Origin of the sequence: Marinilactibacillus sp. Marseille-P9653, from assembly GCF_916618885.1 — a bacterium.
In the GTDB taxonomy this organism is placed as follows: Bacteria; Bacillota; Bacilli; order Lactobacillales; family Carnobacteriaceae_A; genus Marinilactibacillus.
Genome location: NZ_CAKAKH010000001.1, coordinates 1,363,014 through 1,380,321 on the forward strand (window position 1 = coordinate 1,363,014; position 17,308 = coordinate 1,380,321).

At 36.5% G+C, this 17,308-nt stretch carries 20 protein-coding genes; all 20 read left to right on the forward strand.

What is annotated here, in order from left to right:
* The first annotated feature begins 2 nt into the window (after positions 1 to 2).
* Positions 3 to 458 (forward strand): flagellar export protein FliJ, encoded by a 456-nt coding sequence (fliJ, locus tag LG377_RS06660; protein WP_225743896.1) that lies wholly within the window; start codon positions 3 to 5, stop codon positions 456 to 458.
* Between the two features lie 47 nt (positions 459 to 505).
* A complete protein-coding gene (locus LG377_RS06665; protein ID WP_225743897.1) occupies positions 506 to 2,038 on the forward strand; it encodes a hypothetical protein in 1,533 nt (510 codons plus the stop codon).
* 22 nt (positions 2,039 to 2,060) lie between these two features.
* Positions 2,061 to 2,489: an FLgD tudor-like domain-containing protein gene (locus LG377_RS06670; protein WP_225743898.1), complete on the forward strand. Its 429-nt coding sequence runs from the start codon at positions 2,061 to 2,063 to the stop codon at positions 2,487 to 2,489.
* Position 2,490: 1 nt separating this feature from the next.
* Positions 2,491 to 2,886 (forward strand): flagellar biosynthesis protein, encoded by a 396-nt coding sequence (locus LG377_RS06675; RefSeq protein ID WP_225743899.1) that lies wholly within the window; start codon positions 2,491 to 2,493, stop codon positions 2,884 to 2,886.
* A 105-nt stretch (positions 2,887 to 2,991) separates the two neighbouring features.
* Positions 2,992 to 3,906 (forward strand): flagellar hook-basal body complex protein, encoded by a 915-nt coding sequence (locus tag LG377_RS06680; protein ID WP_225743900.1) that lies wholly within the window; start codon positions 2,992 to 2,994, stop codon positions 3,904 to 3,906.
* A gap of 39 nt (positions 3,907 to 3,945) precedes the next feature.
* Complete coding sequence (locus LG377_RS06685; protein WP_225743901.1) at positions 3,946 to 4,149, forward strand: flagellar FlbD family protein; 204 nt, start codon at positions 3,946 to 3,948, stop codon at positions 4,147 to 4,149.
* Complete coding sequence (locus LG377_RS06690; RefSeq protein WP_225743902.1) at positions 4,146 to 4,946, forward strand: motility protein A; 801 nt, start codon at positions 4,146 to 4,148, stop codon at positions 4,944 to 4,946. The genes LG377_RS06685 and LG377_RS06690 overlap by 4 nt, the downstream gene beginning before the upstream one ends.
* A 21-nt stretch (positions 4,947 to 4,967) precedes the next feature.
* Positions 4,968 to 5,777: a flagellar motor protein MotB gene (locus LG377_RS06695; RefSeq protein WP_225743903.1), complete on the forward strand. Its 810-nt coding sequence runs from the start codon at positions 4,968 to 4,970 to the stop codon at positions 5,775 to 5,777.
* The gene (fliL, locus tag LG377_RS06700; RefSeq protein ID WP_225743904.1) at positions 5,746 to 6,237 is read left to right on the forward strand and encodes a flagellar basal body-associated protein FliL; all 492 of its coding nucleotides are present in this window, start codon (positions 5,746 to 5,748) and stop codon (positions 6,235 to 6,237) included. Before LG377_RS06695 ends, fliL begins: the two co-directional genes overlap by 32 nt.
* A 33-nt stretch (positions 6,238 to 6,270) precedes the next feature.
* Entirely contained in the window at positions 6,271 to 6,657 is a 387-nt protein-coding gene (locus LG377_RS06705; protein ID WP_225743905.1) for a flagellar biosynthetic protein FliO, read from the forward strand.
* Between the two features lie 15 nt (positions 6,658 to 6,672).
* Entirely contained in the window at positions 6,673 to 7,338 is a 666-nt protein-coding gene (gene fliP / locus LG377_RS06710; protein WP_225743906.1) for a flagellar type III secretion system pore protein FliP, read from the forward strand.
* Positions 7,339 to 7,365: 27 nt separating this feature from the next.
* Entirely contained in the window at positions 7,366 to 7,629 is a 264-nt protein-coding gene (gene fliQ, locus LG377_RS06715; protein WP_225743907.1) for a flagellar biosynthesis protein FliQ, read from the forward strand.
* Between the two features lie 6 nt (positions 7,630 to 7,635).
* On the forward strand, positions 7,636 to 8,394 hold the full coding sequence (gene fliR / locus LG377_RS06720) for a flagellar biosynthetic protein FliR (protein WP_225743908.1): 759 nt from the start codon (positions 7,636 to 7,638) through the stop codon (positions 8,392 to 8,394).
* Between the two features lie 34 nt (positions 8,395 to 8,428).
* Positions 8,429 to 9,496, forward strand: coding sequence for a flagellar biosynthesis protein FlhB (gene flhB / locus LG377_RS06725; protein ID WP_225743909.1), 1,068 nt, complete (start codon positions 8,429 to 8,431; stop codon positions 9,494 to 9,496).
* Between the two features lie 23 nt (positions 9,497 to 9,519).
* The gene (gene flhA / locus LG377_RS06730; RefSeq protein ID WP_225743910.1) at positions 9,520 to 11,604 is read left to right on the forward strand and encodes a flagellar biosynthesis protein FlhA; all 2,085 of its coding nucleotides are present in this window, start codon (positions 9,520 to 9,522) and stop codon (positions 11,602 to 11,604) included.
* Positions 11,605 to 11,630: 26 nt separating this feature from the next.
* Positions 11,631 to 12,347: a sigma-70 family RNA polymerase sigma factor gene (locus LG377_RS06735; protein WP_225743911.1), complete on the forward strand. Its 717-nt coding sequence runs from the start codon at positions 11,631 to 11,633 to the stop codon at positions 12,345 to 12,347.
* Positions 12,340 to 13,107: a flagellar hook-basal body complex protein gene (locus LG377_RS06740; RefSeq protein ID WP_225743912.1), complete on the forward strand. Its 768-nt coding sequence runs from the start codon at positions 12,340 to 12,342 to the stop codon at positions 13,105 to 13,107. The genes LG377_RS06735 and LG377_RS06740 overlap by 8 nt, the downstream gene beginning before the upstream one ends.
* Before the next feature lie 9 nt (positions 13,108 to 13,116).
* On the forward strand, positions 13,117 to 13,902 hold the full coding sequence (locus LG377_RS06745) for a flagellar hook-basal body protein (protein WP_225743913.1): 786 nt from the start codon (positions 13,117 to 13,119) through the stop codon (positions 13,900 to 13,902).
* A 36-nt stretch (positions 13,903 to 13,938) separates the two neighbouring features.
* Entirely contained in the window at positions 13,939 to 14,655 is a 717-nt protein-coding gene (gene ftsE / locus LG377_RS06750) for a cell division ATP-binding protein FtsE (protein WP_225743914.1), read from the forward strand.
* 547 nt (positions 14,656 to 15,202) lie between these two features.
* The gene (locus tag LG377_RS06755; RefSeq protein WP_225743915.1) at positions 15,203 to 17,005 is read left to right on the forward strand and encodes a GGDEF domain-containing phosphodiesterase; all 1,803 of its coding nucleotides are present in this window, start codon (positions 15,203 to 15,205) and stop codon (positions 17,003 to 17,005) included.
* Positions 17,006 to 17,308 lie beyond the last annotated feature (303 nt).

Genomic DNA, 17,308 nt, shown 5'->3' on the forward strand with positions numbered 1-17,308 from the left:
CTATGCAAGCGTACCAATTTTCGATGAGTAAGATTTTAGACTGGCGTGAAGATCTAGAAGAAGCTGCACAAAAAGACGTTAAGTCTGTCGAAGTAAAATTGATGAAAGAACAGCAGCAGCTAGAAGCCTTACTAAGAGATAGTCGTAAAATTAAAAGTGACAATCTTTTCAAAACTGATATTGATTCTGTTAAAAGACATAGTTTATATAAAGATTTGTTGGATGATAAAATCATACAACAAAAAAATAGAATTCATCAAGTTGAAATAGAACTTGAAGCGGTCAGAGAGAAATTGAAATCAGCAAACAAAGATAAAAGAATGATGATCAAACTGGAAGAAAAAGAACGTCTCGTACATACAGAAGCCGAGAAAAAAGAAGAACAAAAACAATTGGACGAAATTTCCACTTTACAATTTGGTAGAAACCTCGCTCTTAATCCGAATTTAAGCATTTAAATTCAGACAAATGGATTTAAGATTACCCATTGAGAGGAGGTGAACTTATGAACGGTCAAATTCAAGTTCAACCGATTCAAAACAGTGAATTGACCCAATCAAGTCAAATAGTTCAAGTTGATAGTCAATTATTTGAATCCATGTTGAATCAGCAACAACCTAATAACCAACAGAATAGTGATGAAATATTAAGTGATCAGAAAACGGATAAAGAAGAGTCAACTTCTTCGGAAATCAAACAGTCTACTGATGAAGATACAGTTGAAGAAACTTCTGTAAATTTAGGACCTTTTGTTCTAGAAATGATCAGTCAAGAAACAGAAATCTTTACTAAATTAGGTCTATCGACTGAAGAGGTAGACGCCACAATGAACAAAGTACTTAACGGTAACAAAGAATTGTCTCCAAAAGAGCAGAAAGTGATAGATGCATTAGTCAAACACTTGAAAACTCATGACACAGATGAACAAGCTCAGATTTTAAACTCAATCCGCGATAAGGATAGTGACTTAAAACTTCAAAATCCTGTTTTTTATCAGAAACAAGTTTTAGACAATAAACATGGAAATTCAGAAGTGCTTTTAGAACAAAGGGTGTCAGAGCAAGAACTTAAAGATCTAGAGAGATACTTAAATCAGCTGAATAGAAATACCTTTAAAGTTTCTAAGCAATTGATTGAAAATCCTAAGTTGCTCCAAACAGAAATACCATCTGAAATATCTAAAGAGATGCCTAAAGCTCAGTCGGTCTTAAACGATCATTCTACTTTCACTTTAGAAAAGGTACTTCCAAATCTAAACTCTGAAACGATGGTAAAAGAAAATTCATTATCACAGATTACTCAACTAGTCGAGCAATTAGGTGAAACTGAAGTAGTTAAACCAGTGATGGATCAGTTCGATAGATCTGAATTTTCTATTGAAACAAGTACAGAGAGTATTAATGCAACAAATAAACCTGTACCTAATTTACGTCCCGTATTTAATACGTTAATGAATAATATCGATGAACCTGAATCATCTCTTGAAACAAAAGCAACAGTTGTCGAAACAATGAATCACTCTATTTCATACTCGCGCCTAGTACCTGAACCACTTGATGCGACTAATACAACTAAACCGGTGATCGAGAAGAAAGAACTGGACGTTATTAAAAGCATGGTAACAGAAAAGATTCAAAATCCTGGAAAATCTGAAACCCTCAAATCTACAATCATACTAACTCCGGAAACGCTTGGAAAAGTCACTGTTGAGATCGAAATGGTCGATAATAAGTTGGTAGGTCGATTGATTGTTGCAACAAGTGAAGCTAAATTGTTAGTTGAACAGCAATTGAAATCTCAAACGCTAATCCAACCTGGTCAAGCGGTGCAATTAGATAAAGTAGAAGTATCCGTAATGCCCGTCCAAAATGCGTTTGACGCAGCTTTCAATTTCTCAGATCAACAACAAAGTTCTCATTTTGCCCAACCCATGAAAAACAAAAAAGGGTATACAGCTAAAGAGGAACAGGAATTAGAAGGAACAGAAATATTAGATTCAGAACGAAATGGTTCAGGTCGACTTAACGTAATGGCCTAACATATAGAAAGGAGCGAAAAATATGATCGTCCCTCCTCAAATGACGATTGGTTCACTGAACCAGATTACACCAGAAGCTGATACGAAACAGAACTCAGATTTAGATATGGAACAATTTTTAATGATTATCTCTAAAGCGATGAGTATGCCTTCACTTGACGGCGGTAGCGGCGGCGGTGGTGGCAACGAAACAGACTATATAGGACAGATGGTCCAGTTTGGTATGTTGAACCAGATGCAAGAACTCACCGAAACAATGCAAACAACGATGTTGATGACCCAGCAGCAGCAAGCTTTAAGTATGGTTGGGAAAGAAGTGACACTAAAAACGGATGCAGACCAGCTTGTATCTGGAGCAGTCGAAAAAGTTCGATTTGATAATGGTTATGCAACCATTCAAGTCAATGGTGCACAGTATTCACTCAATAGTATCATCGAAGTAGGCGCTTAAGATGATTGAAAAGTTACCGAAGCATTCTATTCAAAATAATTTTAATGAAAATAAATTGAGTCATAAAACGCAACCAATTAATCGACAATTTGAGACATTTATAGAAGATGCTTTGAAAAAGGTTGACGGAGAAACTCGAGTATCCTTTTCCAATCATGCTCAGAAACGACTAGATCAACATGGTTTCACTTTGAACGAACAAGATATGACTAGACTGGATGAAGCCGTTCAAACTTTAGCCGATAAAGGTTCCAAACAGTCACTGATTTTATATGATGATATGGCACTCATTGCAAGTATTCAAAACCGTAAAGTCATAACAGCATTAAAGTCGAATGAAATGAACGAAGTGACCAATATAGATAGCGCCATCCAAGTTAAGAAAGAGAAGATATAGTAGCTGGACTGAAAAGAGGCTGCGCTCCATTGACCGACTGATATGGAGACTTCTGACAGACACATAATCAAAATAAAAACACAAGAAACAATAGGAGGAATTCAAATGTTAAAGTCATTGTACTCAGGTATTACAGGAATGAAAGGTCAACAAACAAAAATGGATGTTATCTCGAATAACATTGCCAACGTGAATACCATGGGATTCAAATCACAGAAAGTTACCTTCCAAGATATGATTTCACAGACAAACGCTTCTGCACAAGGACCAAACGCAAATGGCCGTGGTGGTATCAATGCGCAACAAGTTGGTCTTGGTACACAAGTTGCATCTACTGGTATGTTAATGCAAGGCGGATCGCTACAATATTCAGGTCGTAGCCTAGATTTCGCAATTCAAAATGGAGATAATTCATTTTTTATGGTTAGTGAAAATGGCGTACCAACAGACGCAAATGGGAATCGTTCTGGAGACGCTCAAGTGAATTATACACGTGATGGTAACTTCTATTTAGATAATAGTGGTAACTTAACAACGGCAAATGGTTATAAAGTAATGGGGTACGTAGCACCTGCTAATACAACCGAAGCTGCGTATAATCAAATTGAAGATTTTGAAAATACTCCAAAAGATGAAATTAGAATCAATCAAACAATGGGTGACTTAACTTTACAAGACTATAATATCGATAACACAGGAACAATCAAAGCTACATACAGTGATGGGAATACTTACGTATTAGGAAGGCTAGCTTTGACAAACTTCACTAACCCAGATGGTCTGGAAAAAACAGGAAACAATATGTACAATGCTACAAGTAACTCAGGTGCGCCTTTGGCAGGTGCTCCAGGAGAAGATGGATACGGTCTTGTTCGCTCAGGATTCAACGAAATGTCTAACGTTGACTTAGCAAGTGAATTCACAGAAATGATTGTAACGAGCAGAGCTTATCAAGCTAACTCACGTAGTATTACGACTTCTGATGAAATGCTTCAAGAATTAATCAACCTTAAACGTTAATATTAACTCTTAACTAAGCTTGTAGAAAGAAGGTACCTTATGATTTTATTGAAGTCTCTGATTGGTAAAGAGTTTTATCTAAATCCTGATTTGATATACAAGATTGAACGCGAATACGATACGCTCATTACGTTAACAGATCAAAAAACCTTATGGGTTCAAGAAACTCCAGAGCTAGTTAAGAATAAAATTGTTGAGTACAAAAGACAGATTTATATTCAATCACTGGAGGTACAAGAATGAAAAGAAGTTTAGTACCAATTTTAGGAATGATTGTAGGTATAGGATTGATCTTATACGCTATGTCTTCTAGCGGGTCATTGATGAGATTTTTCGATGTCCCTTCGTTAATTATTACATTGTTTGGATCTTTCTGTGCATTATTGATCAGCTTTCCAATCGATACAATGAAAAAAGTTCCAGGATTAATGAAAAAGTTATTAATGACACCAGATAACGATCGAGTAGCATTAATTGATAAAATTATTGAAATTACAAAAAAATCTCGAGTAGAAGGTATTTTAGCAATTGAAGCAGATATCAAGGAAATCCAATACCCACTTCTTAAGTACGGGTTAGAAATGGTTGTAGATGGTTCTGATGAAGAAACGATCAGAGAATTACTAACGGTTCAACTTGAACAAACAGAAGAAAGACACTCAGTCGGTCACGAGGTTTTTCTTAAGTGGGGAGAATATGCACCTGCTTTTGGAATGATTGGTACATTAGTTGGCCTTATAGCCATGCTTGGAGATCTGCAAGATCCTTCAATGATTGGTGCCGGAATGGCTACTGCTTTATTAACTACTTTCTACGGTAGTTTCTTAGCCAATATTGTTTTCTTACCGATAGCTAAAAATTTGCAGATGCAGACGGCAATTGAGCTTAAGACAAATGAGATGATTCTTGAAGGTATTATGTCTCTTCAAAAAGGTGAGAACCCTAGAGTCATCGAACAAAAACTACAAAGCTTTATTTCAATGAAAGACCTAAAAAAAGTTGAAGAGGTTGAAGCACCTGTAGCAGTTCCAGAAAGATAATGAGTTTAAAAGAGGGATCAAATGGCTAGAAAAGCAAAAAAACCAAGTGAAGGAGGAGGCGCTCCTGCTTGGATGACAACTTATTCTGATTTAATGTCTTTGTTACTGACCTTTTTCGTAATTTTGTTCTCAATGTCTGCAGTTAGCGAGGAGAAATTTCGCAACGTAGCTGATTCCTTGAGAATGGCATTGGATGGCGGGGCGAATGATTCTATCCTAACCAGTGATGGTAGTTCAATTGCAGATTTAAACACGGTAGATATCGATCAGGCTACAGCAGCAGATGTGGAAATACCGGATGTTGAACCCTTACCTGATTCTGGCGCAATACCGCAAGAAGTGCAAGAACTTTACGAAACGGCTAATCAATATATGTTGGAGCAAGGAATTGAGTCAGAGTTGTCCATATCTAGAGATGCTGATGGCGTCTATATTGATATTCAGGAGTCCATTCTATTTACATCAGGGAGTTCAAACATAACAACATCTGGTGAAGAAACATTGATGACATTATCAGGGCTGTTCGACTTATTTGATAATAGTATGATTATAGAAGGCTACACCGATGATGTTCCGATGAATTCAGCACAGTTTCCAAGTAACTGGGAACTATCTACTGGACGAGCAGTCTCCGTATTAAGATATTTAAGTGAAGAAAGCGGATTGACTCCAAGTCGCCTTTCAGCGAAAGGTTACGGAGAATATGCGCCTTTAGTTCCAAACGATTCAGCAGAGAATAGAGCGTTGAATCGACGAGTAAATATTATTATCATGCACAAGGATAGAAAGGAAGTAGACAGTGGCAGAGAACCAAACGACACAAACGAATAGTAAAAATAAAGGTGGTAAAAGTAAACTCATCATTATTATACTAGTCACTGTTGTTCTAGCATTAGCTGGAGTAGTAGGCTTTATATTATTAAAAGATTCAGAAAACATTCCGATCATCAGCAATTTGATGAAAGAGCCTGAACCAGTAGAAGTACAGGTACCACTTGAGGAATTTTTGATTAATGTTGAAGATGGCAGTGGTCGAAATACCGCTATGGTCAAATTAGAAGTCTCCGTCAGTAGCTTTGCTGATGATGCAGAAGTGCTAATCAATCAAGATATAGCAAAAGTACGAGACTCAGTGATTTATGTCGTTTCAAATGAGAGTATTGACTCTCTATTAGAAAGAGAAGATGACTCATTTGTTTTGAAGAGAGATATTAAAGACCGTATCAATCAGTCATTTGGTAGTGACTTAATCGATAACGTTTATATCACCAATATACTGACTCAAAATTAAGAAGAGTACTGTGAAACAGAGAAGGAGAATGAAATGCCAGGAGCTAGTCAATTTATACAAATGGTCGTTGCTTTATTATTTATAATCGTGCTTGCGAATTACTTACTTAAAAAATTGAATGGACTCAATCAAGGTAAAAGTAAGGCAATCAAGATTATTGAGCGCGTACCCATGTCAAAGAATTCCTCACTCTGTATCGTTCAAGTCGGTTCTCAATATTTCTTAATGAGTTTCAGTGATCAAAGTAGCGAAGTTATCAAAGAATTCACGCAAGAAGAAAAAGAAGATATACAGCAAAGGATTTTTCAAAAGAATACTGTAATTACAGAAGTAGCTGACACAAAGAAGTTCTCGGGGAATTTAAAAGAGTTATTAGAACAGCTTAAATCGAAGTACAATGATTCTTTTAACAAGGATTAAGGAAGGATTGAATAGATGATTGATAATTTAGTAGACGTAGTTTCAAATACGGGTGATTCTTCAGAAGTCATCGATTTGTACCTGCTTCTAGTAATCGTAGCATTAATTCCTTCCTTTTTAGTTCTGACGACAAGTTTCACGAGAATGATTATTGTCTTGTCTTTTACAAGAAACGCATTAGGAACACAACAGACTCCGCCGAATCAAGTACTAGTCGGATTAGCCTTGTTCTTATCCTTGTTCGTAATGAGGCCCGTTTATCAAGAAGTGAATGAGGTCGCATTAACCCCCATGATGGAAGGCGAGCTGACTCGGGAAGAAGCCTATTATGAGGCAGAAATTCCGATAAAAAACTTTATGCTTGATCAGACTAGAACGAGTGATTTGGAATTGTTCGTTGAATTATCGGGTGATGATTACCCAGAAACACCCCAGGATCTTCCGTTAACAACCATAATTCCAGCGTTCTCTATTAGTGAATTAAGAACAGCATTCACAATTGGATTTCTAATTTTCATTCCATTTCTAGTGATTGATGTTGTTGTCGCTAGTATTTTAATGTCGATGGGGATGTTTATGTTATCTCCAGTAATGATTTCTCTGCCATTTAAATTATTACTGTTTGTGATGGTAGATGGATGGTATTTAGTAGTTGAATCACTGATTAGCAGTTTCTATTAAGGATCTGACATGGAAAGGACCGATTAAATGACAACACAAAATGTTTTGGATGTATTGCAGGATGCGTTTCTGGTCATGCTGCGAGTAGGCGCACCAGTATTGATGATTGCACTTGTTATCGGTCTGGTTGTCAGTATACTTCAGGCTACTACTCAAATTCAGGAACAGACCTTAAGTTTTGTTCCAAAATTATTCGCCATTTTATTGACGTTAGTTCTTTTAGGGACATTTATGCTAAATACATTGATGGCTTTTACTGAGCGCATGTTTGATATCATAGCTGGATTGTGATCGATCATGATAGAAGAAGTTCAGCATTTTCTACTAATCCTAATTCGAATATCTACTTTTATGACCTTAAGCCCAGGATTCTCAAATTCAGCTTTCCCGAACGTTTCAAAGTTAGGACTATCTTTTGCTTTAACCTTTACGGTGATGAGCGTTATTGATCCTATTACAGTACCTTTTACATTAGGAATGTTTTTATTCATTGGTGTAAAAGAACTCTTTATTGGAATGGCTTTAGGATATGTAACCATTTTATTCTTTACAGCTGTCGATATCGCTGGAACGCTTGTAGACTTTCAAGTCGGGTTTTCAATGGGGCAACTCTATGACCCTTCACTGGGTGTGAGTGCATCAAACTTCGGAAGAATCTATTACTGGATCTCGATTGGAATATTCTTTATCTCGAATATCCATCACTATGTTATCAGAAGTCTTGTACAATCATTTGACTATGTACCACTTGATCAGACTTCCTTTACTCAGTTTGGAGTAGAAGGAATGGTTAAAATATTTGGCCATGTCTTTGAAGTGGCAATCAATTTAGCCATTCCGTTCGTCATTGTGGCACTACTATCTGAGTTAACCCTTGCTCTGATTTCAAGAACGGTTCCTCAAGTAAACGTACTCGTTTTAGGCATACCTATGAAAATTCTTTTAAGCCTGGTATTTATGTTTTTCTTCTTACCTATGCTAATGGAAAATATTTCTGGCGTATTTCCTGAAATGATTCAATACATGAATGAATTTATGCAATCTTTGTCAAGTTAAAAACTGATTCAAGATACAAAAGAGGTGAAGAGCTGTGTCAGAAAAAGATGGTAAAACAGAAAAGCCCACCCCTAAAAAGCTAAGGGATGCCAGAAAAAAAGGACAAGTACCTAAAAGTCAGGATTTATCTTCTGCGTTATCCTTTGGTAGTTTTGCATTAGCTTTTACAGCGTTATCTACCTATGTATTTCAGCGCTCTTTTGTATTTTTACATAATATGCTTCATATGGGATTCAACGTAGATAATATTCAGAACGAATTAGGAAATATTGGATTACAATCCATGCTTTATTTTCTAGTATTGTCAGCGCCTTTTTTAATCATTGCCTTTCTGACCGGTGTGATTGGCAATCTAGTCCAAGTAGGATTTATGTTTACAGCTGAACCTATGAAGCCTAGTCTTAAGAAATTGAATCCAATTTCAGGATTCAAAAACATTTTCGGGAAAAAAGCAGCATTTGGATTAATCAAAAACTTAGTCAAATTGTTTATTGTCATTGGATTTACCTTATTGACCCTTCAGGATTCAGCCAATATGATTATGAACGCTAGTCAGATAGGGACACCTAAAATATTCACCTTTATGATTAGTATGGTATCTAGACTAGCCTTTGTACTCGCTATTTTCTTAGCAGTATTAGGCGTAGGGGATTATCTCTTCCAACGGTATACGCATAAAAAAGAACTCATGATGTCTATGCAGGAGATCAAGGATGAATTCAAAGATATGGAAGGTGATCCTCAGGTCAAAGCTCAGCGTAAAGCAAGGTATCGTGAACTGTTGAGTGGGAAGATCAGTGATGTTGATGAAGCAACTGTCGTGATCACGAACCCAACTCACTTTGCTATTGCCATCCGCTATGATCAAACAAAAGATGATGTACCTGTTGTATTGGCAAAAGGGCAAGATATTATGGCTCAGCGTATGAAAGAACGAGCTAAAGAACATGAAGTACCTATGATTGAAAACAGACCGCTTGCTCGAGCATTATATAAAGATGTTGAGCCGGGAGATCCAGTTCCAATGGAATTATATCAAGCAATAGCAGAAATACTTGCTTTGATTTTCCAAGCAGAAAAGCTTAAGAAAAATAAAATTTAACCGTAAAGAATAGGAGAATTGTGATGAATCAAGCGTCAACAACGAGAAAAGAGGGTATAGGCAATTATTTGAATATTTTTATAGCATTCGTTGTTGTTTCCATTATAGGAATCATTATGATACCTATGCCCACCTTTATATTGGATCTACTACTAGTAGTGAATATTTCGTTGGCAATCACAATACTCGTTCTGACACTATTCACGCATTCCGTCTTGGATTTCTTGAGTTTCCCAACATTGTTGTTAGTTACAACTATGTTTAGGTTAGGGCTTAATATCAGTTCAACTCGATTAATATTAAGTGAAGGGAATGCCGGACAAGTTATTGATACCTTTGCTAATTTCGTTGCAGGTAACAACTACATTGTTGGAGCAATATTGTTCATTATCATTGTGCTTGTGCAAGTCCTAGTTGTAACTAACGGTGCAAGCCGAGTGGCTGAAGTATCTGCACGATTCACTTTGGACGCGATGCCGGGTAAGCAAATGGCGATTGATGCAGATTTGAATTCTGGACTTATAGATGAAGGACAGGCAAAAACTAGAAGAACCAATTTAGAAAGAGAAGCAAATTTCTACGGTGCGATGGATGGAGCCAGTAAGTTTGTTAAAGGGGATGCCATTGCCGGTATCGTTATTACAATCATAAATTTAATTGGTGGAATTTTGATTCATTCTATGCAGGGAAATTATACAATTATTGAAGCGGTTGAGCAGTTCGGTAAGTTAACCATTGGGGATGGATTAGTCAGTCAGATCCCTTCTCTGTTAATTTCAGTTGCATCAGGTATCCTTGTAACCAGAACGTCCAACCAAAAGGGTTTCGGAGATACAATTGGTAGAGAGTTATTTAACGTTCCTCAAGTTATGTATATTGTTTCTGCTTTAATGGTGGCATTTGCTATTATTCCTGGTTTTCCAGTATTTCCATTCCTTGTGCTTTCAGTGGCTTTAGGTGTAACAGGATACTTGGTTAACGAAGGTCAAAAAAATGACGCAGAAGACCTTGTTAAGCAGCAGCAAATGGGCGAAAGTGAACAGCCGGTCGTCCGTGAAGAGGATTCAGTTTCCAGTTTCCAAGTGGATAGAATCTCTATTGAGATTGGATACGGCTTAATTCCTTTAGCAAACGAGGATCAGGAATCCAATTTGACGAATCAAATTGCTGCTGTTCGAAAACAGTTATCTTTTGAAAAAGGTATTTTACTGAATCCTATTAGAATAAGAGATAATCTGCAAATGGGACAGAACGAATATGTTATTAAAATCAAAGGCAATGAGATAGCAGCCGGCGAACTGTACACGGATCGATTCCTTGTTGTAGAACCCGGTGGTGCGGACGAGTCATTTGATTTCGAAGGGATTCCAGCCATTGAACCAGCATTTGGCTTGGATGCACTTTGGGTAACAGATAAGAACAAAGAACTAGCTGAATTACATGATTTTACGGTTGTAGATCCATTGACCGTCTTGATCACGCATTTAAAAGAAATTATCAAAAAGAATGCACATGAGTTACTTGGAAGACAAGAGGTTAAAGAGTTACTTGAAGGGATCAAAGATCAATACAATGTGGTTATAGATGAGTTAATACCGGATATTCTTCAATTAGGAGATGTTCAGAAAGTCTTGCAAAATCTTTTACAAGAAGACGTTGCAATTACCGATCTAGTGACAATATTAGAAACGTTAGCAGATTATGGTCAGACAACTAAAGATCATGAAACATTGACGGAATACGTAAGACAGTCTCTTAGAAGAACGGTCATCAAACCTCATCTTGATGAGCAAGGAACTTTGAATATATTAACGGTTCATCCTGAAACAGAAGAAATCTTAAGTACAAGCGTTCAAAAGTCATCTGCAGGATCAATACCTGTACTTCAACCGCAGATGGTGACCAAGCTATTTGATAGTATCAACCAGCAACATACCGTATTGAATGCTCAAGGCGTTCCACATGTTCTGCTGACTGCACCTAAAATCAGACCAGCTATGAAGAACCTGATCGCATTTAATTTCCCGGAATTATCCGTTATTTCATTGAATGAAGTTCCAAATGACTGTGCACTAGAAACCGTTGGAATGGTTGAGATTCAAAATTAAGCACTAAGAAGAAAGGAAGAAGTCAGTTGAAAGTAGAAGATCGTAATCAGACAGTTATCCAGTATATGCCACTTGTTCATAAGGTCGTTCATACCATCAATATTAAAAACCGGGATTATGATCATGAAGATATGGTCAACATTGGCGTAATTGGCCTTATGGATGCTCTGGATCGCTATGATGAAACCCAGAAAGTTCCTTTTGAAAATTATGCTTATATTCGAATCAAAGGTGCTATAATTGATGAGATTAGAAAAACTTCACGAGTTCCTCGCTCGCGAATGGCTAAATTAAATACGTATTATAAGGCTAAAGAAGAACTTGAATTGGAATTGAAAAGAAATGCGACTGAGATAGAAGTTTGTCAGAAACTTGGTTTAACTAAAAAAGAATTAGAAGGCATTCATGATACAGTGCATCAGTTAGCTTATGTTTCTCTGGACGAAGTGATCAATATAGATTCAGATAATGAAGTGACTATTTTAGATGCGCTTGATGATCATAGTGCCCCTTCCTTAGATGAATCTATTCTAAAAAAAGAGCAGTCCATTTATCTAACTAAAGCCGTAGAACGTTTAACTGAACGGGAAAAGCAAATGCTTCAAATGATTTATGTAGAACGGTTATCTATGAAAGAAGTTGCTTATATTTTTGATATCAGCATACCAAGAGTATCTCAGATTCACGGCAAGACATTACTTAAGTTAAGAGAAAATCTGGAGAGTGATTACGCTAATGATTAGAGGCATTGATGCTTTATCAAAGAATTTCAACGTGTTGTCAGAAAAACAAAAAAATCTGGCGACAAATACAGCGAATGTTACGACACCTGGTTTCAAATCTCAAAACCTTGTGACGAGTACAACTGAAGCTGTTGATGTACATAATTATACTAGAGGACCTGAATTGAACCTACGAAGAGAAACAGGACAAATCGTTTTCGGAAACCAATTAGACGAAGCTTACCGTAATTTGGATAGCGGCGCTCTACAAGGGACGAATAATCAGACAGACGTGGCATTGAATGGTGAAGGGTATTTCACCGTTCAGGGTCCTGGTGGAGAATTGTTCTATACTCGAAATGGTAACTTTTCTGTGAATGATCAGAACCAACTGGTTACACAGGAAGGATACACTGTATTAGGGATTCAAAATGGTGGCGGAACGGAACCAATTACTGTTAGCGGTGATGAATTCACGATTGATCAGAACGGATTTGTCATTTCTGGACAAAATGCACCTCAATTTCTTTATATTACAAGTTTTCAAGACCAGGCAGACCTTACAAGTGTAGGCGATACTTTATTTCAAGGAGAAAATGGTGTCCCAATTGGGAATGGATTCACGACCATGCAAGGGTATGTTGAACAGTCAAATGTCGATATGGTTGATGTAATGAGTGATATGATGCAGATTTCAAGAGAATTTGAAGCAAATCAGAAAATCTTGCGAACAATGGATGAAACACTTAGACGAGCGACTCAAGAAGTCGGAAAGGCGTAAGGGGAAAGTATGAATATTCCGTATAGTATTAGTAAAAGTGGGCTTAAAGCTCAGCAAACTAAATTAGATACAGTATCGCATAATATAGCGAACTCAGATACAGTTGGTTATAAACAGAAGACCGTTAGCTTTAGAGAATTACTCGTCAACGATATTACTGCCGTTGATGTCCCAACTTCTGGAAATGTCCAGAACATGGGTTTGAATAGAGGCGTACAAAGTTCCGCTACTGGAACAGATTTCTCAAGAGGTTCTTTAATTGAAACAGGAAGTAACCTATCTATGACAATTAATGGAGAAGGCTTCTTCAGTGTTGCAGGCGAAAACGGAGAAAGAATTTTAACTAGAGATGGACAATTCACATTAGATGAAAATAAAGCAATCGTGAATAGTAGAGGTCAGATTGTCGAAGTGAACTTAACGGTTCCTCCGGAAGCTTGGCCAGAAGGAACTTTTCAAATTAGTAGTACGGGCGAGATACTCGTACAAGATGGCAATCAGGGACTGACATCGGTCGGAACGATTCCTCTATATAATGTGGATAATCCTCAAGCCTTGATTCCGGATGGTGGGAATGGTTTTAGAATTGCGCCTGATCTAGAAGGTTCTGTAATTAATTCTATAGAGAACCCAGCAGCTTTTGGCTCAATTCAGTCCGGCTTCATTGAGGGGTCAAATGTAGATTTAGCGCAATCTTTTACAGATATGATGATGACACAAAGAGCCTATTCATTAAATGCTCAAGTTACCAGAAGTACAGATGAGATGTTTTCGTTGATCAACCAGTTCAGTTGATGTCGTTATGGATGAGATAAAGGTCATGGTGAGAAAATGATTTTATTGGATAAGATTTCGAAACAGTACAAAGATGGTACCAAAGCTCTTCAAAATGTTTCCATAGAAGTGGAGTCTGGAGAGTTTGTTTATCTTAAAGGTAAGAGTGGTTCGGGTAAAAGTACGTTACTTAAGATTCTTTTCGGTCAAGAAAAAGTGAGCAGAGGGCAAGTCGCTGTTTCAGGATATGATGTCACTTTGATGAAAAATAATCGAATTCATGAATTAAGACGAAAAATGGGATTTGTTTTCCAAGATTTTCAATTACTTCAATACAAAACAGTCTACGAAAATATTGCTTATGTACTCGAAGTTACCGACCATCCAGTTGACGAAATAAGACATAGGGTGGTTGAAGCGCTTGAAACAGTGGGGTTAAAACATAAAGTATTTGACTATCCTAGGAACTGCTCAGGTGGAGAACAACAAAGAATTGCCATAGCAAGAGCAATCGTTCATAACCCTACAATTTTACTAGCAGATGAACCAACGGGCAATTTAGATCCGCACACTGCATACGGAATACTCAAATTGCTGCATAAAATCAATCAGAGTGGGACTACTGTTATAATGGCAACCCATGATCAATCATTTCTTGATAAAATACCTTCTAGAATTATTGAGTTAGATAATGGTTTTCTATCAAAAGATAGAAGTAAAAACCATACGATGCTATTACTCAGTAGTCGTATGGGTGAACAATATGTGATTTGATGAAGAGCGTAAAGATACTTTTATCTTTGCGCTTTTTAGCATATAACAGACACAATTTTGTATGATAACTGTATTTTCTCTCAAGCTAGAAATGTTATACTTTCTTTCTTAAGTGGGTTTCTTAAAAATGTTAAGTGGATAATTATAAAACTCTTCTATTAATATTTAAGGTGATCTTACCGATAGTATAAGGTGTAATAGACTTTAGGAGGGTGATATGTCAAAGACAGTAAAATAGTCTAATAAAAGATCTTTTATCTTAAGTATCATCTTTAGTTTCATCCATAATTAATAGGTAAAACTAGTTTATCGTATACATAGTGGCTCAATTGCCTTGATTTTGTTGCCATTTTACTTAAGAGTTAACATTTTGAATTAAATGGCTAAACTAAAACAACGATGACTACAGAATTCTTTATAATTGTTAATGGATTCAAATATCTTAATATTTGTAACGATTAATTAGTTAATCTTAGAGCTCATGATTGTATGATGAGTGAATATGCTTTTTGAACAGTTAGAAAGTTGTAGGGGAGTATGAAGTATAATGTATATATTATTCATGAGTTTCACAGATTTCTTCTCTGGCGGGACAGCCTATTATAGTGCGCTTATTTTTTTAGGGATACTATCATTGAGCGTATTATGGCATTACAGAGAAAAACTGAATGAAAAGAAACAAGAAATTGTTGATTTAACTAAAGAAAAAACAGATTTTGAAGAAGTATTCAATAATGATGTTGCGTTCGTTTGGGAAATTGATAAAAACAAACAAAATCTGCATGCTTCTAAAATCGTTTGTAAAGTCATCAACTTTAGGGAATCAGACTATCCAAGGTTGCTGAAAACCTGGAAAGAAAGAATACACAAAGAAGATCTTCCAGAGTTCTTGAATTATATTAGTTGTTTGGAAGAGAAAAAAGGTAAGCCCCATGTTTTCCGTATTTATGACGGCCAAGAAAATATCATGTGGCTTGAGACATTTGTGAATGTCGTTTACGATGATTCAGGTGAAATAAAGAAATTTATCGGTACGGCAATAAATGTAACGGAAAGAAAATTAGAAGAAGAACGGTTACGTGAAACAAGCTATTATGATCGTTTGACTAAACTTCCGAACAGAAAAATGTTTTATAAAACGTTTAATGAAAAAGCAAACCTTCAATCTTCTGAGAACGAAATGTCGGTAATGTTACTCGATATTGATCGGTTCAAAGTAATTAACGAACTCCATGGTCGAGATCTTGGAGATCAAGTACTCGTAGTTCTAGCAGAAAAGTTGCGAGAATTACTGGGTGAAGACACATTTATCGCAAGAGAGAGCGAAGATGAATTCATTCTTTTACTGGAAGAAGCTAGCGAGAAGAAAACAAAACTTGTTGCAGAAAAAATTATGAACATGCTTAAAAAACCAGTCATTATACAAGATCAATTGTTTTATCTTTCCATCAGTATGGGTATCAGTCGCTATCCAGAAACTGCCCAAGACGTACTGGCATTATACCAACAAGCAGAGATTGCGATGTATAAAGTGAAAGATAAAGGAAAAAACAATTATCATGTATTTATGACAGATGATGCAGCTCTAATTGAAAGAAAAAGAAGAATCGAATTTGGTTTAAAAGAGGCACTGGCTCGTAATGAACTCTATCTAGTGTATCAGCCTAAGGTTAGTTTAAGTACCGGTGAGACTTATGGTACAGAAGCTTTGATTCGCTGGAAACATCCACTCCTAGGCAATGTGCCACCCAGTGAGTTCATTCCAATCGCTGAAGAGTCCGGTATCATCAATGAAATTGGCTACTGGGTAGTTTTTGAAGCCATTAGACAAAATAAAATTTGGCATAATGAAGGTATCTTTATAGAGGTGGCTGTCAATGTTTCTGCACTTCAATACGAAGATCCATTATTTGTAGAAAGAGTAAGGCAGACCTTATTGCACCATGATCTAGATCCGAAATACTTGGTCGTTGAGATTACAGAAAGTGTCATGCAAGATGTGGAATATTCAAACAAGGTCATCAAAGAACTACATGATTTAGGTGTGAAAGTTGCTATTGATGATTTTGGAACAGGTTACTCATCCTTGAGTGTTTTAAATAACGTATTTATAGACATCGTCAAGATTGATAAATCATTTATTGACGGTATCATGACGACAGTAAATACTGCCTCACTTGTAAAAACAATGATTCAAATGGGTAAAAGTCTTAAGTTTCATATTGTAGCAGAAGGCATTGAATCAGAAGTTCAAGCCGACTTTCTTAAAGAAAATGAGTGCTCTTATGGACAAGGATACTTGTTCAGCAAACCATTACACCCCGAAGAAGTACCAGCTAATATTGCTTAAATGATCTCTACCGTAGTACCACAGATTTTTAATCTGGGAATTACGGTAGAGTTTTTTTGAGTATAAATGTTATGGCAGTAAATAGTGTGAAATTCACAAAATAGACTTAATCATATGATATGACTATTTTTAGCACTGCATTAACTGATCGAGCATGATATGAAGCAATGTTAGTATATTAACATCATTCTCAAACTCCCTGTCACTGTGAGCTTATTAACTGTAAATTTAAACTCAAATTTATCTTATTGACATGATAATTTAATAAAGATAAAATTATTAAGAAATAAATGCTGCTAATAA